The organism is Pedobacter sp. 01N416, assembly GCF_056399685.1.
Window position 1 is genome coordinate 1 of the sequence record NZ_JBFTRT010000007.1, and the last position, 20,109, is coordinate 20,109.

General features: G+C 37.9%; 19 protein-coding genes. 9 read left to right on the forward strand and 10 right to left on the reverse strand.

All coding sequences use genetic code 11. From position 1 onward, the window contains the following. Positions 1-1,033: single-stranded-DNA-specific exonuclease RecJ (locus AC1DND_RS00775; RefSeq protein ID WP_477578294.1), on the reverse strand; the 1,033-nt coding region annotated here is incomplete at its 3' end. 102 nt (positions 1,034-1,135) lie between these two features. Next, positions 1,136-2,461, reverse strand: coding sequence for a sulfatase-like hydrolase/transferase (locus AC1DND_RS00780; protein ID WP_477578296.1), 1,326 nt, complete (start codon positions 2,459-2,461; stop codon positions 1,136-1,138). Positions 2,462-2,602: 141 nt separating this feature from the next. Between AC1DND_RS00780 and AC1DND_RS00785 the strand changes: the two genes are divergently transcribed. Together AC1DND_RS00785 and AC1DND_RS00790 are read left to right on the forward strand one after the other, a co-directional pair. Then, positions 2,603-3,253, forward strand: coding sequence for a Fic family protein (locus AC1DND_RS00785; protein WP_477578298.1), 651 nt, complete (start codon positions 2,603-2,605; stop codon positions 3,251-3,253). A gap of 338 nt (positions 3,254-3,591) precedes the next feature. Then, a complete protein-coding gene (locus AC1DND_RS00790; RefSeq protein ID WP_477578300.1) occupies positions 3,592-4,359 on the forward strand; it encodes an MBL fold metallo-hydrolase in 768 nt (255 codons plus the stop codon). 265 nt (positions 4,360-4,624) lie between these two features. Here AC1DND_RS00790 and AC1DND_RS00795 read toward each other — a convergent pair whose 3' ends face one another. Continuing rightward, a complete protein-coding gene (locus AC1DND_RS00795) occupies positions 4,625-5,212 on the reverse strand; it encodes a YceI family protein (protein WP_477578302.1) in 588 nt (195 codons plus the stop codon). Between the two features lie 318 nt (positions 5,213-5,530). Between AC1DND_RS00795 and AC1DND_RS00800 the strand changes: the two genes are divergently transcribed. Together AC1DND_RS00800 and AC1DND_RS00805 are read left to right on the forward strand one after the other, a co-directional pair. After that, entirely contained in the window at positions 5,531-5,980 is a 450-nt protein-coding gene (locus AC1DND_RS00800) for a hypothetical protein (RefSeq protein ID WP_477578304.1), read from the forward strand. 107 nt (positions 5,981-6,087) lie between these two features. Next, on the forward strand, positions 6,088-6,342 hold the full coding sequence (locus tag AC1DND_RS00805; protein ID WP_477578306.1) for an eCIS core domain-containing protein: 255 nt from the start codon (positions 6,088-6,090) through the stop codon (positions 6,340-6,342). A 540-nt stretch (positions 6,343-6,882) separates the two neighbouring features. Here the strand turns inward: AC1DND_RS00805 and gcvP are convergent. Beyond that, positions 6,883-9,759 (reverse strand): aminomethyl-transferring glycine dehydrogenase, encoded by a 2,877-nt coding sequence (gene gcvP, locus AC1DND_RS00810; protein WP_477578308.1) that lies wholly within the window; start codon positions 9,757-9,759, stop codon positions 6,883-6,885. Positions 9,760-10,102: 343 nt separating this feature from the next. Here gcvP and AC1DND_RS00815 point away from each other — a divergent pair, with 343 nt between their 5' ends. Next, positions 10,103-10,951: a hypothetical protein gene (locus tag AC1DND_RS00815; protein WP_477578310.1), complete on the forward strand. Its 849-nt coding sequence runs from the start codon at positions 10,103-10,105 to the stop codon at positions 10,949-10,951. Between the two features lie 223 nt (positions 10,952-11,174). Here the strand turns inward: AC1DND_RS00815 and AC1DND_RS00820 are convergent, their stop codons facing one another. The 3 genes from AC1DND_RS00820 to AC1DND_RS00830 all read right to left on the reverse strand — a co-directional run bounded on the left by AC1DND_RS00820 (position 11,175) and on the right by AC1DND_RS00830 (position 13,635). Continuing rightward, on the reverse strand, positions 11,175-11,738 hold the full coding sequence (locus tag AC1DND_RS00820) for a hypothetical protein (RefSeq protein WP_477578312.1): 564 nt from the start codon (positions 11,736-11,738) through the stop codon (positions 11,175-11,177). Between the two features lie 192 nt (positions 11,739-11,930). Next, a complete protein-coding gene (locus tag AC1DND_RS00825) occupies positions 11,931-12,821 on the reverse strand; it encodes an EamA family transporter (RefSeq protein ID WP_477578314.1) in 891 nt (296 codons plus the stop codon). A 97-nt stretch (positions 12,822-12,918) separates the two neighbouring features. Beyond that, positions 12,919-13,635 carry a pyridoxine 5'-phosphate synthase gene (locus tag AC1DND_RS00830; protein ID WP_477578315.1) on the reverse strand — a complete coding sequence of 239 codons (717 nt, stop codon included), beginning with the start codon at positions 13,633-13,635 and terminating at the stop codon, positions 12,919-12,921. 83 nt (positions 13,636-13,718) lie between these two features. Between AC1DND_RS00830 and AC1DND_RS00835 the strand changes: the two genes are divergently transcribed. Both AC1DND_RS00835 and AC1DND_RS00840 read left to right on the forward strand, forming a co-directional pair. Next, positions 13,719-15,359: an ArnT family glycosyltransferase gene (locus AC1DND_RS00835; RefSeq protein ID WP_477578317.1), complete on the forward strand. Its 1,641-nt coding sequence runs from the start codon at positions 13,719-13,721 to the stop codon at positions 15,357-15,359. A 1-nt stretch (position 15,360) separates the two neighbouring features. Beyond that, positions 15,361-15,741, forward strand: a complete 381-nt coding sequence (locus tag AC1DND_RS00840) for a GtrA family protein (RefSeq protein ID WP_029277767.1) — start codon at positions 15,361-15,363, stop codon at positions 15,739-15,741. Between the two features lie 139 nt (positions 15,742-15,880). On the opposite strand, the gene AC1DND_RS00845 is transcribed toward AC1DND_RS00840, so the two are convergent. Next, positions 15,881-16,003 (reverse strand): hypothetical protein, encoded by a 123-nt coding sequence (locus AC1DND_RS00845; protein ID WP_262890336.1) that lies wholly within the window; start codon positions 16,001-16,003, stop codon positions 15,881-15,883. 60 nt (positions 16,004-16,063) lie between these two features. Here AC1DND_RS00845 and AC1DND_RS00850 point away from each other — a divergent pair, with 60 nt between their 5' ends. Further along, positions 16,064-17,044: a polysaccharide deacetylase family protein gene (locus tag AC1DND_RS00850; protein ID WP_477578320.1), complete on the forward strand. Its 981-nt coding sequence runs from the start codon at positions 16,064-16,066 to the stop codon at positions 17,042-17,044. Positions 17,045-17,334: 290 nt separating this feature from the next. On the opposite strand, the gene AC1DND_RS00855 is transcribed toward AC1DND_RS00850, so the two are convergent. Then, a complete protein-coding gene (locus AC1DND_RS00855) occupies positions 17,335-17,676 on the reverse strand; it encodes a DUF6370 family protein (RefSeq protein WP_477578322.1) in 342 nt (113 codons plus the stop codon). 308 nt (positions 17,677-17,984) lie between these two features. After that, a complete protein-coding gene (ahcY, locus tag AC1DND_RS00860) occupies positions 17,985-19,301 on the reverse strand; it encodes an adenosylhomocysteinase (RefSeq protein ID WP_029277793.1) in 1,317 nt (438 codons plus the stop codon). A 361-nt stretch (positions 19,302-19,662) separates the two neighbouring features. Between ahcY and AC1DND_RS00865 the strand changes: the two genes are divergently transcribed. After that, the gene (locus AC1DND_RS00865; protein WP_116252700.1) at positions 19,663-20,091 is read left to right on the forward strand and encodes a CBS domain-containing protein; all 429 of its coding nucleotides are present in this window, start codon (positions 19,663-19,665) and stop codon (positions 20,089-20,091) included. Positions 20,092-20,109 lie beyond the last annotated feature (18 nt).

Here is a 20,109-nt window from a genome sequence, read left to right on the forward strand (position 1 = left end):
GGATATCGCTTTCGCCAATTAAAGCCAAAGCCTCGCGGGTAATGTCCTGATCGTAGGTTTTACGCTCAGTATTTTTAAGATTAATCAGTTCACTCTGCTCTAATGCATTTCCATCTACCTGGCAAAGCAACATGGCAACTGCATGTTTAGCATGGTCTATCCTTCCGGCGGCATTAATCCGCGGACCTAAGGTAAAAACCACATCGGTAATGCTATAGTTTTCGGTTTTGCCCGAAACTTCCATTAGGGCACGTAAACCTTCGCATGGATTGGAATTCAATTTTTTTAAGCCGTAATAGGCTAAAATCCTGTTCTCCCCCACTACCGGAACAATATCGGCAGCTATGCTTACCATAACCAAATCTAAATACTGCAGATAAGTTTCTTTAGGGAGCTGATGTTTTTGCGCATATGCCTGTGCAAGTTTAAAGCCTATACCGCAACCGGCCAGTTCCTTAAAAGGATATGGGCAATCAGCGCGTTTAGGATCTAAAACGGCAATAGCCTGAGGTAGTTCATCTCCAGGTAAATGGTGATCGCAGATAATGAAATCGACACCTAAATTGTTGGCGTAATCAATTTTATCGATAGATTTTATTCCACAATCTAAGGCAATAATTAAAGAGAACCCATTTTCATTGGCATAATCAATCCCTGCCGTAGAAATGCCGTAACCTTCTAAATAGCGATCGGGAATATAATATTCGATGTTTTTAGTGAGCTGCGAAAAGAAACTGAAAGCCAGTGCAACTGAAGTTGTACCATCTACATCATAATCGCCATAGATCAGTATCTTTTCGTGATTGGATAATGCAGTTTCAATGCGGGCGATTGCAACATCCATATCCTTCATTAAAAAAGGATCGTGAAGATGGTCAAGATCTGGCCTGAAGAAATCTTTGGCCTGATCGAAATCACAAATATTCCGTTGTACGAGTATTTGTGCAAGTGAGCGATCTATATTAAGTTGTTCTGCTATTTTTGTTATCGCAGCATCATTGCAATCTGATGCCAGCACCCATCTTTTTTCCATTTATTCTGTCTCCGAACAGTAAATATACATTTTAATTGGATATGATGGAGGCAATATCTAACAGGTGGACGAACAAAACCTTTAAAAACAAAAAGTTAAATTTTACTTCGAATTTCCGGGATATTCTTGATAAAGCTTGATCAGATATGCCTTTTGACTCGCATATTTTGCATCATCAATTAAATTCACACGTTCTGCCGGATCCCACGATAAATTGTAAAGTTCGGTAAGTTCTTTATTGTCTTTTCTGGTAATCCTCAACTTCCAGTCGCCATCTTTTACGCCTTCTAAAACATAATTGTGGTAATAAATCGGGCGGTGAGGTTTAGTATTGTTTTTACTGGTTAGCAAGGCTGAAATAGATTCCCCGTCGTACACTTTTTGAGGTAATTTACTCTTAGTCCATTCGGCCAGTGTAGGAAAAACATCCAGATTTGAAATGGGCTTGGTTAACTGGGTATTGTTAAGGGTATGCCCTTTCCAATACACAATAAATGGAACGCGATGGCCACCTTCGTAAGAGATCCCTTTCGAACCCCTAAAAATTCCTGCGGAGCCAACATGGTAAAATTTGGTATAACCATCCTCGTACATGCGCTGTGGCGCATTAATCCACGGACCGTTATCGCTGGTGAAGATAAAAATGGTATTGTCTGCCTGTCCGGAAGCGACAACCTGTTTCCAGATAGCAGCTAAACCGGCGTCCATATCTTCGATTACATCGCCAAGTTCACCACCGGCAGAAGGTGTTTTTCTACTTTTTTGTGCCGCAAAAGCAACAGGCAAATGTGGCATATTTTGCGCCAGGTAGAGAAAAAATGGTTTCTTAGCTGTAGCACTTTGTTTAATGAATTTGATCGATTCGCGGGTGTAAGAACTCGTTAAAATGCTATCGTGCGGTTTATATATTTCTGGTTTGGTATTTCTAAATATCTTGATTGTTGTATCAGTTTTAACATAAGGCGCTCTATAATCGTGGCTGTATAAAAGCCCATAAAACTCATCAAAACCCTTTTTATTTGGCAGCGAAACACCATGATCGCCCAAATGCCATTTACCGACCAAAGCGGTAGCATAGCCTGATTGTTTAAGCATCTGTGCAATAGTAATTTCATCTTCAGGCATACCACGTTTATCGCCCGGACCTATTGGCCATGGTAAATCCATCCTGCTACAGTATCTTCCGGTGAGCAAAGATGCCCTCGATGGCGTACAGGTTGGTGAGGTGGTTACGAAGTTTGTAGCTTTTATTCCTTTCGTAGCCATTCCATCCAAAAATGGCGTTTTGATCAGCGGACTTCCATAACAAGAAATGTCAGCATAACCCATATCATCAGCCAATACAATAATTACGTTTGGTTTTTGCTGTGCTTTTAGCTGTATCGAAAAACTACAAGCCAGCATAAAAATTAAGATTCGGAGATTCATGCCTGAAATTTAAGCATCATATTTTACAAAAAAAGGAAGTATCCAAGCTTTTACCAAAACAAATACTCAAGTTTAGATTGTTACCTTTGTTTATAGATTATTCTTAATTTAACATCTTTCATTAAAAGTTAAATCTTTGCCATGCTTTCTAAAAACTTGCTATCCGAAATTAAAGAAAAATCAGAACTGCTTAATTCTTTAAAGCCTTTAAGCGCTGAAAATCAAACTAAGCTTGATAAGAAGTTTCGTTTAGAATTTAATTTTAATTCCAATCATTTAGAAGGCAATACCCTAACCTATGGGGAAACGGAGTTATTATTAATTTTTGATCAAACAGAAGGAACGCACGATTATCGTGAGTATCAGGAAATGCAGGCACATGATGTTGCTTTGCGCATGATCCAGGAAGAAGCAGCCGAAACAGAAAGACCTTTATTGGAAAATTTCATAAGAGATTTAAATGCAAAAATCTTGGTTAAACCTTTTTGGAAAGATGCCATAACAGCAGATGGACAAGATACGCGTAAGCAGATTATACCAGGTGAATACAAAAAAACACCAAATTCAGTAAGGCTTTCGAATGGGGAAATTTTCCATTATACTGCCCCAGCTGATGTTTCAAATGAAATGGCCGAATTGGTGGCCTGGTTTAATGAAAATAACGAAAAAGAAAACCCAGTTCTTTTAGCGGCTCTTTTACATTACCGTTTTGTACGAATTCATCCATTTGATGATGGTAATGGTAGAACCTTTTTAATGAGTTTCATAGCTGGATTACTATCGATTATGTAAATTCTGATGAAGAAAATTGGGGGATTGATATTGAAAAAGCGGAATTATCCACCGTAACTTTAAATGATTTTAAAATTAATACCTGTCATTTATATTTCGAATGTGCAACATTAAAAAATTCTAAGAAGGAAATAAATATTAAATATAATCTCGACATATACTTCGATGAAAATTCCTATCAAGCTCATGATGAACACCAAGCATTAAACCTCATGGAATTAGCTTATGGTAAATTTTATACAACTCTACAAGTAAATAGTATTGTAAAATCTGTAATGAGTTACATAATCTCAGAAATCAAAAAGTCTTCAAACCTTAACAATTAAATTTAATACATTTTGCAAGTTCACACCCTATTCGAAGGTACTTATTCTGTTGATGCAACAAAGAAATTTGTTCCTTTCGACCCCGCCATACATCATTTTAAAGACAGACCCGCATCGCTATTCATTAACGTTCAGCCTTTTTTGGTTGAGCTGAAAAACGACCTCGTACTTTTTGATACGGGTTTAGGATTTAGTGATGACCATGGCGAACTGATTTTGCATAAAAACATCCGCAATGCAGGTTTCGATCCTACTGATGTAACCAAGGTGTTAATGTCGCACTTACACTACGACCATTCTGGGGGCATGATTCACAAACAAGGCAACGATAAAGTTGAATTAAGTTTCCCTGATGCTGAATATGTAATTAACCGAGGCGAATGGGAAACAGCATTTAGCAGCACTTCATCTTCTTACCATACCGATATTTTCGATTTTGTACAACGCAATGCACAATTAAAATTTGTAGAGGGCGATGGCGCATTAGATGAAACCATTTCTTACGAATTTACGGGTGCACACTGTCCCAACCACCAGGTTTTCCTTTTAACCGAAGGTAAACAAAAGATATTTTTTGGAGGTGACGTGCTACCCGAGCCAGAAGAACTGGTTAAAAATTTTATTGCCAAATACGATTTCGATGGTCGCAAGGCGATGGAATTACGCAAAGAATTTGGTAAAAGTGCTGCTGAGGAAAACTGGGAATGTTTATTCTACCATGGTAAAAGTGCTGCAACTGGTTTTGTTGATGCAATTGAAGGTGGATTTAGGATTAGGTAGGTTTAGGGTTTAGGGTTTAGGGTTTAGGGTTTAGGGGAAACAGACCTATGGTGGATTTAGTATACTGAGGCTAAAAGGCGATTTATTATTTTCTTAAATCGTGGTTGGCTAAAGCCGAACCACAATCAAATTCATCTTCACCTGATTTACTTACCAATCATTCATTGTTGCCCGCTTCAGCTGGCACATAACAAAAAAGGTCCCGATAAATATCGAGACCTTTTGCATTTCAAGTCCTTCCATTAAGGGGAGGGTTGAGTGAAGTTTATTTCTTAGCTACCAATTTAACAGCTAATTCAAAGTTATCATCGATTGCTTTGTCGCCAATGCTATCGAAGAATGATTTAGAACCGTATTTGATGTCATATTTAGTTCTATCAACAACGATTTTACCTGCTAAAGCCGAAGCTGTACCATCTGCATTAACCGTTACAGTTGCAGGGAAGCTTAATGGTTTAGTAATACTTTTGATGGTTAAATTACCTGATACAGTTACGTTTGATCCTGAACCAGCAACTTTAGTAATTACGAAAGTTGAAGTTGGGAATTTAGTTGTACCGAAGAAATCGTCTGCTTTTAAGTGACCTTCTAATTTAGCGCTTCCATCAGCATCTTTAATTGAAGCCATATCAATTACAAATGTACCACCAGTTACACTTTTACCGTTAACGGCTAAGGTACCTGATTGTAAAGCTACAGTTCCGTTGTGAGAACCTGTTACTTTTTTACCAACCCAAGTAATGGTTGATTTTGCTGCATCTACAGTATAAGTTACTGGTTTAGTAGGGTTTTTAAAAGCTGACAATGCTACAACTGCCACTAATAAAAAAATTGAGCTAATTTTTAATTTCATTTTCTGGTTTTTTATAATTTGATACAAATATAGATTAACTCCCGATCTCTTGTTATTGACCTATGTTAAGTTTTTTCAAAAATAATCGGATTTATTTAAAATCATTCTATTGACTGCAGAAATATAGCAATGGTTTAATTTGTTTACTTTTTAATGTGAATATAGAAAGATAGAAGGCGGAAGGTTTAAGGTAGAGGGTTTCCTTGGCATCGCCTAAAAAATGCAAATATTTATTACCTACCTATCATGCTTAATTTTATTCTATACTGTTCATAGAAAAAATAATCTTCTATATTTAGAAAATAATATTAAATGCTCATGAAAAATAAAATTTACGCTTCATTATATTTATTCAGCTTATTACTTATTGCAAGCAGTTGTAATTTCAACAGCACTTATTTAAACCGCGAGGAAGATAAAAAAGATGCGGAGAAAGTAGCGGATCAGTTTTATACTTTTGTTGAGAAAAATGATTTGAAAAATCTAAGCCATCTTCTTAGCAATCAATTTAAAGCAGTAACCAACGCACAAAAATTAAATGATTATTTAACCGGAACTGCCAACAAGCTGGGCGAGATAGAAAGCAAAAAACTAGATCACTGGGAAACGAAAGTGATAAGAGGTTCGAATGCATCAGCGCGTTACGTGCTTTATTATATTGTAGAAAGGGCAAAATTTCAAGCAAAAGAAACAGTTACTTTAACTGCAGAAAACGACCAGATTAAAATTTTAGGATACAATGTAAATTCTGAAGGTTTATTAAAATAAGAAGAATCCTTGATCTATAAAGGCATTGAAATCGGCAACTAAATCATGGCAAAAAAAAATCTACCCGATAATTTAAAAAATGGCATTGAAGCAATTCGGGCATTTCGATGAATGGAGTGACGGTACATCTGAATTCGGATAAACCTGCACAATTAAATGCTTTGGCCTATGCGAATGGTACTGATGTTCATTTAGCTGCTAATGAAGAAGCGCATTTACCGCATGAGGCATGGCATGTGGTACAGCAAAAACAAGGTAGAGTTAAACCAACAACACAATTAAATTCCGATATAACAGTTAACGACGATGCTGATTTAGAAAAAGAAGCCGATGAAATGGGATCAAAAGCAGCTGGTCTTTAAATTATAAATAAAGCACCCGCTTTTTATATTACTGCGTTTGGCTTTTATATTAATGCATCCGCTTTTTACAATAACGGACCTTATTTTTATAATAACGCACCCGCGATTTACATTAACCCACCCGTGATTTATATTAACTTACCCGCGATTTATATTATTGCACCCGCTAAGTTAAATACCGCTCGTTCTGAATTGGTTTCCCACCCAGTCCCCTCCTTTATAAACCTGACAGTAGCGAAAATCCTTTTTGTTTGCACTTACAGTAAAAGATTGCTTCGTTGTTTCTCCTAGCAATGACGATAACGAGAGCAGAAACCACAAAAAGATTGAAGTGAATGGCAGGACTGCCGCCTCCGATGAAAAAGTGACATTCATTTCCAAAAAAAAAATCTGCAAGCCTTATGAAATGAATCCATAAAACTTGCAGATGATTTATCTAAATAGATTGCTTCGTCGTACCTCCTTGCAATGACGATTGGGAGTAATTAAGGCGATGGAAAGGAAAACCTTAAACCCTCTACCTTCCCGCCTTCTACCTTATTAAGGAACGATCTCTTCTAAGTAACTCTCAATCGGCGGACAAGCACAGATTAATGCCCTATCACCATGGCTATCGTTAACACGACCAACTGAAGGCCAGAACTTACGCTCTAACACATAAGGAAGTGGAAACGCAGCTGTTTGACGACTATATGCATGATCCCATTCGTTAGCGGTAATTACCGAAACCGTATGAGGTGCATTTTTTAATGGGTTATCAGTTTTATCTAAAGTACCATTTTCTACAGCGGTAATTTCGTTTTTAATCGCGATTAAGGCATCACAGAAACGGTCTAACTCATGTTTAGGCTCCGATTCGGTAGGCTCAACCATTAAAGTACCCGCAACCGGGAAAGAAACCGTTGGTGCGTGGAAACCATAATCCATTAAACGTTTTGCGATATCAGTTACTTCGATTCCGAAAGCTTTGAACGAACGGCAATCTAAAATCATCTCATGTGCGCAACGGCCTTGAGCACCTGAATAAAGCACCGGATAGTGTTGCTCCAAACGCGCTTTCATATAGTTTGCGTTTAAAATAGCATATTTAGTAGCATTGGTCAATCCTTCAGCACCCATCATTGCGATATATGCATGAGAGATAATCAAAATCGAAGCCGAACCCCAAGGTGCAGATGAAACTGCGGAAATAGATTTTCCTTTATCAATATCAACCACGGCATGACCTGGAAGATAAGGAACCAGGTGTTTCGCCACACCGATTGGGCCCATACCTGGACCGCCACCACCGTGAGGAATACAGAAAGTTTTGTGTAAGTTTAAGTGACAAACATCGGCACCGATATTGGCCGGACTTGTTAAACCAACCTGTGCATTCATATTAGCACCATCCATATATACCTGTCCACCATTAGCGTGAATGGTTTCGCAGATTTCGATAATGCTTTCTTCGAACACACCGTGAGTAGATGGGTAAGTTACCATCAAACACGATAAGTTGTCTTTGTGTAATTCTGCTTTCGCTTTTAAATCTTCAACATCGATATTACCGTTTTCTAAAGATTTTACTACAACAATTTTCATATCGGCCATTGCAGCAGAAGCAGGGTTTGTTCCGTGTGCCGAAGCAGGAATTAACGCCACATTACGGTGGAAATCGCCTCTATCGTGGTGATAAGCACGGATAACCATTAAACCTGCATATTCGCCCTGAGCACCAGCATTTGGTTGTAAACTCATTGCGGCAAATCCGGTAATTTCACTTAACCATTTATCAAGCTCATTGAAAACCGAATAGTAACCCAATACCTGATCAGCAGGTGCAAACGGGTGGATGCGACCAAAGTGAGACCAGGTAACCGGAATCATCTCTGCCGTTGCATTTAATTTCATGGTACAGCTACCCAAAGCAATCATCGAGTGGCAAAGCGATAAATCTTTTGCTTCTAATGATTTGATATAACGCAACATTTCATGCTCTGAGTGATGTGCGTTAAAGATTGGGTGTGTTAAATAAGCTGAGGTACGTTGTAATGAAGCAGGGATAACCGTTTCTACATTTTCTACCACTTCAACCTGATCGGCAGCAATAGCTTTAACTTTAGCAAAGATTTTAGCAATTAAAGCTACATCTTCGAAAGTGCTGGTTTCATCGAACGAAATAGTTGCGACGTTACCAAAATAATTTAAGTTGATTTCGTTATCGATACATCCAGAATGGATACCACCTTTTAAATCGCCTAAATCGAAACGGATCGTATCGAAATAAGCAGAATTTAACTGCTCAAAGCCTAAACCTTTCAACGTAGAAGCTAAGCTGATGGCCAATCCGTGAGTACGTTCTGCAATAGCTTTTAATCCTTTCGGACCATGGTAAGCGGCATAAAAACCGGCCATAATCGCCAATAATGCCTGTGCGGTACAGATGTTTGATGTTGCTTTATCTCTACGGATGTGCTGCTCGCGGGTTTGCAAAGCCATACGTAAAGCATAATCGCCATGACTATCAATGGTTACACCGATAATACGACCTGGGATGTTACGTTTATATTCTTCTTTAGTTGCGAAAAATGCAGCGTGTGGCCCACCAAAACCCATTGGTACACCTAAACGTTGTGTAGTACCTACTACCACATCAGCTCCCCATTCGCCCGGAGGCGTTAATAAGGTTAAGCTTAAAATATCGGCAACTACAGTTAATTTAATATTTTGATTGTGCAATGCCGATGCAAAGTCTTTGTAGTCGAAAACTTCACCGTTTCCTGCTGGATACTGAACAATTGCACCAAAGAAATCTTCAGCGGCTATGAAATCTAAATGACTTCCGATCACCAGTTCAATACCGTAAGGATTAGCACGTGTTTTTAAAATATCGATCGTTTGAGGGAAAAGCAATTCAGAAACGAAGAACTTTTTAGCAGCCTGATTTTTACGCAAGCTATATTGCATAAACATCGCTTCAGCAGCAGCAGTACCTTCATCCAATAAAGATGCATTGGCAATTTCCATTCCGGTTAAATCGATAACCATCGTTTGGAAATTTAACAAAGCCTGCAAACGGCCCTGTGCAATTTCTGCCTGATATGGTGTATATTGTGTGTACCATCCTGGGTTTTCGAATACGTTACGTAAAATTACACCCGGGGTAATAGTATCATAATAACCCTGTCCGATAAAGCTTTTGAAAACTTTATTCAACAATGAAGTTTGTTTTAAAGCACCAAGATATTCAGTTTCTGATTTCGCTGCAGGCAAGTTTAACGGCTGTTTTAACCTAATTGCCGTCGGAACAGTTTGTTCAATCAGCTCATCAATAGAATTTACGCCAACAGCTTGCAACATTTCGACTGTATCTGCCTCATTTGGTGCAATATGACGATTTTGAAAATCTTCCTTGTAATGGATATTTAAGCTCATGCGGTATGAATAATAAATTTGCGTGCAAAGGTAGCAAAAACGAAGCTGTATTTTGCTATATATCAGTGTAAAAAAGGAGTATTATTTGCGGTTAAAAGCGACAAAATAGGTAGATTTTATGCACAAACTAAAAGACAAACGTTTGTTCATTTTTATTTGATTAACCCATTATTAGGAAAGCGATGGCTCTTCCGAAATTTAAGTTTGTCGCCATGGTTAACTTCAGTCTTTTTGCATCCTGTTGAGCCGAATCAATAAGTAGCTACAACGTAAAATATCAGCTACCAAAGGAAAGAAAAAAAGCATTTCCGTAAATTTGAAACCTACTTACCTGTGTTCTTTTATGTCAACTTGCAAAAATAACGTCGCACTTTTAGTTCATGCCTGCGATAGTTACGAATTTCTTTATAAAGGTTTTGATTACACTTTCTCAGAAAACTGGGATTTTAAAATACCATGTAATTATTATTTCGCTACAGAAGTAAAAAACGCAGATGTGAATGGCTTTACAAACATCAAATCGGGCAACGGCGAATGGGCCGATCGCCTGGTAACGCTGTTAAGTAATATAAACGAAGAATATGTACTCTATTTCCAGGAAGATATGTGGTTAAGCAAACCCGTAAATCCTAGGTTCTTTACAGTACTGTTCGAACAGGCGACTAAAAATGGCTGGCAACAGGTTAAACTCCATAGTTCTGGCGTTTACAAAACGAAAGAAACCATTAATTTTATCGAAGGATTTAATATTGCGGAGATCGATAATGAGGCATCAGATTATTTAATGTCGCACCAGATTACCCTTTGGAAAAAAGATTTTCTGCTTGCCCAACTCTATAAAAAAGAACATCCATGGAGGAATGAGCGTAAAGGTACTAAGAGATTGAAAAAATTAAACCCGCTTATTCTTCATGCCGATTACTTTGCAGAAAATGGCGCCGAGGAAAACAATAAAAATAGAAATCCATCGGAACGGAGTGAATACTATGCCGTTTCATTTAACAGCACCTTAAATCACAATGCCGTTCGGTTTATCGAGGTATTAAGGTCGGGTAATCAAGCTCAAAAAGATTATGCTGCAGAACTGCTAAACCATTACGACAACAATTTAACACATAGCGGTAAGGAAAGGCCTAAAAAAGAAGATCTTTTTAAGAAGCTTAAAACCTATCTGCGGAAAAAGAATTCGTAATTAATTTTTGCATATCATATAGGTTTGAAAAGCAATGGCTATGCTAAAATTCATTTTGTTCCCGCCATTTGCTACAATCTTTTTGCTACTCTCTTGTCATACTGAAGATTACTGCAAACAAAAAGGATTTTCGCTGCTGTCGGGTTTAAAAACATCGGGCCCTRCAAGAAACAGAGGTTACAGGGCGCAATAGGGATTAGGCTTTTAGCTTTATTCTTTCAACTTATTTCTGCACCTTCCAACCCTCGTCTTTACTCAGCTTTAATTTATAGGTTTTGGTAATGAAGTTGCTGTTTTTATTGGCGTCTTTATCAAAGGGTTCGAAATCTGTTGTTGTCATTTTAAGTGATACCGTAACTTTGGCTGTACTGGAATTTACCTGTGCAAAATCTACAGGCTTTTCATCGGCTAAAACATATTCTACAACTTTTACGGTTGCCTTATCACCATCCTGTTTCAACACCAGCGGACTTGCTTTATCGGTTAAAGTGATCTGATAAACGTAACTGCTATCTTTCGATAAGAATTTTTTCTTTGCTTCCTTTAAACTTAATGAAACCAGACCTTTACTCGCTAAGGATTTATATTTCCCAAGCTCGAACATGTCGTTTGTGCTGTTGAATTTGATCTCCCCAAAATTAAACCTGGCGGTTTTATATTCGGGATTGGCTTTTAAATAATCTGTAATTACCTCAGCAGCTTCGTCCTGATTGATGGTCGTTTTGGTTTTACATGCGGCTAATCCGACGATGATAAAGGATAAAATATAAATAGTAAGTTTTTTCATGTGTATATGCTTTATGCTTTTTTAAAGATATTTAATTTTTTGATATGCTACCAATATAAACCACAGRGTGCACTAAGTTTTCRCAGAGAGAACAGAGAYTTCAGGCACCCTACATCCTTAATTGTTAAAAATAATGGCCCGGCTTTGTGCCCTCTGTGCCTTCACTCTGTGTACTTTGTGGTAAAAACGAGATTAYTTCTTTTTTAGATATTTTAAATTCGGCAAAACCATCGCTGATAAAATTACCACAACGCCAACCCACCTTAAAAACGATACCTGCTCTTGTAACACAAAACCCGCCATCATCACAGCAACGGGCAACTCTGCGGCGCTTAATATCGAACTTATGGCTGTTCCAATTCTGGGTACGCCTTCTGCATAGAATAAAGGCGGAATAACCGTACCGAAAACGGAGATAATCAATCCCCATTTTAATAAACTACCATTTAAAGCACCGTTAAACAAGAATATTGGCGGAAAAATAATGAAGATCAATATACAGGCACCGGTAATCATCAAGGCACTTTTTTGCAATGGAGCGTATTCATTTCCAATCCGGCCACTCAGTAGCAAAAAGCCTGCATAAGAAATTGCAGCCAACAAACCGAAACCAATCCCTTTTAAATCCATGGTCTTGATACTTGTTTCAGCCATTCCGCTGGCCAAAACAGTTCCAGCTAAGACCAACAGGATTGCCAGGAGCTGTAAGCCTGTGGGCTTCTTTTTAAAGACGAGGTATTCCATTAAAATACTCATCCAGATAAACTGCATTAACAAAATGATGGCTACCGAATTTGGCACAAGTTTTACACATTGATAATAAAACACGCTCACTAATCCAGTACATGTTCCTGCCAGCACCATTTTCCACCAAGGTGTTTTAATGATAATTGTTTTGGCTTTATAACCAGCGGTTCTGCTTTGAAAGAAAAATAGTACCCATAAAATTACGGCACCAAAGAAAGCCTGAGCCCCTGTAACATCACCCAGCGTATAACCTTCATGATAAGCCAGTTTAACAAAAGTAGAGAGGATACCAAAACTGCAGGCACCAAAAAAAACAAGGAGAATTCCTTTTAACATATTTATATTATCTAACCACAGAGGAAAAGAGTCTTTCACCGAGTACGCAGAGGCTCTGTTTCTCTGTGCACTTCTTAGTGTACTTTGTGGTTAAAAACTAAACCAATTGTTGTAAATATTTCTGAATGGTGGTTTCCAAACCTAAATAAAGTGCATCGCTAATTAACGCATGACCAATTGAAACTTCTAATAAACCTGGGATGCTCTGCGCAAAATAATGTAGGTTGTGTAAATCCAGATCATGCCCCGCGTTAATTCCCAAGCCTAATTTGTTGGCATGATGTGCCGCAGCAATGTAACTCACTACTGCCTTTTCGCGATCGGCAAAATAATTATGTGCATAAGCCTCGGTATATAATTCAATCCGGTCTGTTCCGGTTTCCACAGCACCCTCAACCATTTCTACAACCGGATCTACAAAAATAGAAACGCGGATGCCTTCTTTCTGGAAAACGGCAACCATTTCTTTCAGGTAGTCTTTATGTTTAACCGTATCCCAACCGTGGTTTGAAGTAATCTGACCTTCGGCATCAGGCACTAATGTAACCTGAGCAGGTTTGTTGGCCAAAACCAGATCAACAAATTTATCTTCTCTGCAATTTCCTTCAATATTAAATTCTGTCGCAATAACAGCCTTTAAATCGTAAACATCTTGGTAACGGATATGGCGTTCATCAGGTCTTGGATGCACGGTAATTCCCTGTGCACCGAAACGTTCGCAATCTAATGCAACCTTAACCAGGTCAGGATTATTACCCCCGCGACTGTTGCGAAGTGTAGCAATTTTATTGATATTAACCGATAACTTTGTCATGAAGCAAAGATAAGGCTTTGCCTCTGTTAATCTTAAACCTTAAAAAAATTTGACTTTTTTTTGCTCATATTTGCTTCTTGTAAATGAACTTAAAAGATACAACACTATATAAATTCCTGATCGTTTTACTTGCAATTGCGAGTATACCAGCACTTTTTGGTGGCGTGATGGAGCCCGATGGCGCATTGTATGCTTCCATGTCTAAAAACATCATCCTGTTTAAAGATTGGTTTAACCTTTATGGCCGTGGGGCCGACTGGTTGGACAAACCTCACCTCACTTTTTGGATTTCTGCAGCATCCTTTAAAATTTTTGGAATCTCATCCTTCGCCTATAAGTTACCATCATTTCTGTTCGGTTTACTGGGTGCGTGGTATTTATACAAATTAGCCAAAGATATATACGATGAAAAAACCGGATTGATCAGTGCGGTAATTTTTCTAAGTGCCTTGCATATCATCACCTCTACATTTGATGTTAGGGCCGAAATTTATATTACCACTTTTACATTAGCATCTATTTACCATTATTATAAAGCACATCAAAATTCTTTCTGGCACATTGTAGCAGGTTCATTTTTTGCGGCCTGCGCGATATTGATCAAAGGAATTTTTGTATTGATTCCTGTATTTGCCGGTTTTATTATCTACTGGTTGCTTACAAAACAGTACCGTCAGCTTTTAAAACCAAAATGGTATATCGCCATTCTTTTGATTTTTATTTTTATTACCCCTGAGCTGTATTCACTTTACACACAATTCGATCTGCATCCCGAAAAAATCGTTTTTGAAAGAACCGGTGTTTCGGGTTTAAAATTTTTCTTTTGGGACAGTCAGTTCGGAAGGTTTTTTAACAATGGTCCAATTAAAGGCAAAGGGGATATTTCCTTTTTTCTACACACTACCCTTTGGGCATTCCTTCCTTGGTCTGTATTATTTTATACGGCCGTTGTAAATCTATTCAAAAGAAAAAATAGAATAGCTTTAGCGCCCGAAAGCATTATGATCTGGGCAAGTGCAGCGGTTACTTTTCTGATCTTTTCGCTTTCTAAATTTCAGTTGCCGCATTATATATTGATCATCTTTCCTCAGTTTTCGATCATCACAGCCTTGTACTTAAGGAAGCTTGGTGGCAACGGTTTAAAAACCTTCTTCATTATACAGAACATCATTTTCATTTTGGTTATTGCCTTACTTTCTGTCTTAGCCTTTTTCTTTGGATTTGAAAGCCCATATTTAATTATCGGCATCCTGATTGTTGTTCTCGCCATCTCTTTCTTACTATTTAAAGGCATTTTATTGGAAACCATCATTGCCAGAAGTGCATTTTTATCTGTTGGTTTAATGATATTTCTCTTCATTTTTTTCTACCCGGCCCTTTTAAAATATCAATCGGGTATGCAGGCAGGTAATTGGTTAAAGCAAAATTACCCTACTGCTAAACCTGCAGTATTAAATTATATAGATGCGTTTTCTTTTGATTTTTATGCCCCTGGTGAAGTAAAATATATTCATAATTATACCGATCTCGACAAATCAAAGCACCTAAAAGACTTGGTTATATACATTCCAGAACAGGAATTAACAAAATTGAAAAGTGAATACCATGCTGAAGTTCTAAAATCGTTTGAATATTTTCATACCACCAAACTCACAGGTAAATTTTTAAACGCAAAAACACGCCCTCAGGTTTTAGAGCGATTTTATTTGGTTAAAATACATTAACATGGATTTATTCTTCCGCATTTTAAAATTTGGATTAACAGGTTTCCTCGGGATGGCAATAGATTTCGGCGCGACCTGGTTGTGTAAGGAAAAGATTAAAATAAATAAATATATTTCTAATGCCATCGGCTTTACTTTGGCGGTAACCAATAATTATCTGATTAACCGGGTTTGGACTTTCGAAAGTACCAATACGCATTGGGGAACCGAATTTAGCAAGTTTTTAGTGGTGAGTTTAATCGGTTTAGGACTAAACACCTTTATCATTTACCTGTTCCACCAAAGGAAAAACGGAACCAATTTTTACGTAGCCAAATTCTTTGCAATAGTGATTGTTTTTGTGTGGAATTTCCTCGCGAATATGTTATTTACTTTTAGATAGAAAAGTTTTGGAATACTTTCGAAACAGATCCTGAAACAAATCCGATAGCTATCGGATCAGGATGACGCTTGACTTAGAAGACTAATTATGTAATTGGTATGGCATTAATAAACGAATGACCAGTGAACAAATGAACTATTTAGGTAACGTTTTTGCCAATAAAGTAGAAAACTACAAGCCATATTAATCCTTTAATCAGGAAGAATAAAAACCCAACCAGCCCCACCCGCTTAAACCATAATTTTACTTTTTCTTTGTTCATGGCGATGTTTGTAAAGATAATGGATTTGGCTTAAATTAGAAAGATTTTAAATAAGGAAATATGAAGTTATCTAAATCATTGCTTCTCATTATTTTTTCCATTTGCTTTTTTAGTATTAAAGTTTTTGCACAAAATTTTGATGATATCAAACGCTACAAGGTAAACTTTGCTACAGCCGCCCGCGATAACGAAAAGCTGATTGCAGTTAGAAGTTTTTCCGCAAATAATCAAAAATATTTATTGCTGGTGAATCCAGAAACTTTAGATAACAAAGTAGATCTGGCCAGTAATTATACCACAAGCAGCTTACAGTTTCAAAATGTATTGGCGATTTTCAAAAACACAGCTTATATTAAATCAATAGAAGCAGCGGCAGCTAAAGATCTACAGCTTCAAAATGCAGGGATAGATCATGCCATCCCGAACGAAAAGGGGATTACCTTAACGATCGACCTTTGTCCCTCGCACAAGGCTTTAGACAGGATTATTTTTCAATCTGTTTTTGATGAATTTAAAAAGATAGAACAGCCTGCGCCACTCGCGATTTCTGTTTCTGGCAAATGGATGCTGAAACATCAAGATGACTTGAACTGGCTGAAAAGTCTGGTAGAGAAAAAGGAACTAAATATCACCTGGGTAAACCATACCTACAACCACGAAGTAAATAAGTTACCCTTAGCTGAAAACTTTCTATTGGCCTCTGGAACCAATTTAGATGTCGAGGTATTGGAGAATGAAAAACTGATGCTCAAAAATGGTTTAACGCCATCTGTATTTTTCCGTTTCCCCGGCTTGGTATCGGATAAGACCATTGTAGAAAAGATCGAGGCCTACGGATTAATTCCTATTGGCAGTGATGCCTGGCTGGCAAAAGGACAACAGCCGAATACGGGCAGTATTGTATTGATCCACGGCAACGGGAATGAAGAAATCGGGGTGAAAGATTTCATCCAGTTGCTAAAAACCAGACAGGCAGATGTGAAAAGCAAACAATGGCTACTTTTCGATTTAAGAGAGGGGCTAGAAAAGGAATTTGAATAGCCTGCTTTTTAACCGCAAAGAGCACAAAGAAAAGGCACAAAGAACACAAAGCTGGGTTCAGATAGTTTTAAATCATTCTTAGCGCCTCTTTGCGAAAAGCTTTGCGTTCTTTGCGGTAAACCTACTTCTTAACTGGCAATAACTTTATTTCTTTCACCTTAAAACATCTACTGCATTTTTAAACACAAAGCGCACACAAAAAGGCACAAAGAACACAAAGCTAGGTTCAAATAGTTTTAAATCATCCTTAGCGCATCTTTGCGAAAAACTTTGCCTTCTTTGCGGTAAAACTATTTCTTAACCGGCAATAACTTTATTTCTTTCGCCTTAAAGCGGTTGTTCACGATTTCGCCAGTAACTTCCGCTTTGCTCACGGCGTTGCAAAAACCATGTTCGCCATGGGCATCGCCAAAATCATCAATCCCTTTTCCATCAACAAAATAAGATTTACCATCTATTTTTACTGCTAACTCGCAGTCTTTACCTTTCATTTTAAACTGGCATTCGCCGCAAGCAATATCTACCGTTTGTTTGGTGATTACTTTTGCTGATGCAGCTTTTTGAGGCGTGGTTTGGGCATTTACAGAAAACGCAAATACACAAAGAATTAAAGCAAATATTAACTTTTTCATCATTTCTTCTTTTTTCAAATGTAAGTTTTCAAGGGCGAAAGAACCACAATTCTTTGTAAAATAAACCTGATGGAAACGAACATCCCGATTCTTCTATCGGGATAAAGTGTACAGCAGGACTGAAACCTCCGAAGAGAACAGGAACCAACGTTTTCAAAAAATAGGAGACTCACCCAGACTTAGTGACACCCCGCCTTGCAGGCACTCCTCCAATGAATCGGAGGGAATAAAAAAAGGGACATGCAATTTGCACATCCCTTTGATATTATTAAATTTCAGTTACTGCGAACTGAAAACTGTAAACTGAACTAGTACCTGTATGTATCTGCTTTGAAAGGACCTTCTACCGGTACACCGATATAATCAGCCTGGTGTTGATCCAAAACATCTAATTCTACACCGATTTTTTCTAAGTGTAAACGTGCTACTTTTTCATCTAAATGTTTAGGCAAAGTATAAACCTTGTTTTCGTAAGCACCAGTGTTGGTCCAAAGCTCCAATTGAGCCAAAGTTTGGTTGGTGAATGAGTTACTCATTACAAAACTTGGGTGACCAGTTGCGCAACCTAAGTTAACCAAACGACCTTCGGCCAGGATGATTACATCTTTACCATCAATGGTGTATTTATCAACCTGAGGTTTAATCTCCACTTTGGTATCGCCATAATTGCCATTTAACCAAGCCATATCAATTTCGTTATCGAAGTGACCGATGTTACAAACAATCGCTTTATCTTTTAATGCTCTGAAATGTTGCTCGCGAACGATATCACAATTACCGGTAGTGGTTACTACGATATCAGCTTCTTTAATTGCAGTAGCTAATTTTTTAACTTCGTAACCTTCCATTGCAGCCTGTAAAGCACAGATCGGATCAATTTCGGTAACAATAACACGTACACCTTGCGAGCTTAAAGATTCTGCAGAACCTTTACCCACATCGCCATAACCACAAACAACAGCCACTTTACCAGCCATCATTACATCAGTTGCACGACGGATCGCATCAACCAATGACTCACGACATCCGTATTTGTTATCGAATTTAGATTTAGTAACCGAATCGTTAACGTTAATTGCAGGTAAGTGCAATGTTCCGTTTTTCATTCTTTCGTACAAACGGTGAACACCAGTTGTAGTTTCTTCTGACAAACCCTTAATAGCTGCAATCAGCTCAGGGTATTTGTCAAAAACCATATTGGTTAAATCGCCACCATCATCCAAAATCATGTTTAATGGTTGTTGCTCCGGACCGAAGTGTAAAGTTTGCTCAATACACCAATCGAATTCTTCTTCGTTTAAACCTTTCCAGGCATAAACCTGAATACCAGCAGCAGCAATTGCAGCAGCAGCGTGATCCTGAGTAGAAAAAATATTGCAAGATGACCAGGTAACTTCAGCACCCAGTGCAGTTAATGTTTCGATTAATACAGCCGTTTGGATGGTCATGTGCAGACAACCTGCAATGCGCGCACCTTTTAACGGTTGTGTTGGACCGAATTCTTTACGTAAACTCATTAAACCTGGCATTTCTGCTTCGGCTAATCCGATTTCTTTACGGCCCCATTCTGCCAGTGAAATGTCCTTAACTTTGTAAGGGATATAAGAAGTCTCTACTGATGACATAATTATTTGTTTTAAAATGAAATGCAAAGTTACCACATCCCTTTGTGAAAGCCAAATAATTAAAAGTACAAGCAAGTTTACAGATTGTAAAATAGTACTTCTATTTTCACTACAAGTCCCAATACTTCATGTCTTAGCTATTTTTTGAAAAGCAAGTCCTATAGTTCTTAGCTCAGCTTCGGTCCTGCCATATATCATAGCTCCAATGAATCCCGATGTAAAATCGGGACGGAGGCTGCCATTCCTGCCAGGTTTAGCATATATAAAACTGTGCGTTGTTTGTAAAGCTGAGAACAACATAAAATAAAACTTTGATTTACAGCTAATTATTTCTTAAATTGTTATAACCAAATTAAGTTTTATGAAAAGCGTAAAACACTTGTTAGATACCAAACAGGTACGGATTATCTCGGTATCAGAAAATATTTCTGTTTTAGATGCCTTAAAAGTAATGACAGAAAAGAACATCAGTGCGGTATTGGTCATGGAAAATGATCGGCTTCATGGCATTTTTACGGAACGCGATTATGCCAGGAAAATCATCCTTCAAGGCAAATCATCAAAAGATACCTTGATTAAAGAAGCGATGACGGCCAGTCCGATCACCATTAATTTAAGCGACAGTATTGATTACTGCATGGAGCTGATGACCGATAAACACATCCGTCATTTACCAGTTGTAGAAAACGACGAAGTAAAAGGAATGGTTTCAATCGGTGATGTGGTAAAGTTTATCATTGCAGATCAAAAACAGACCATTTCGCAATTGGAAAGCTACATTAGTGGTTAATGCTGAGTTGGATTATGT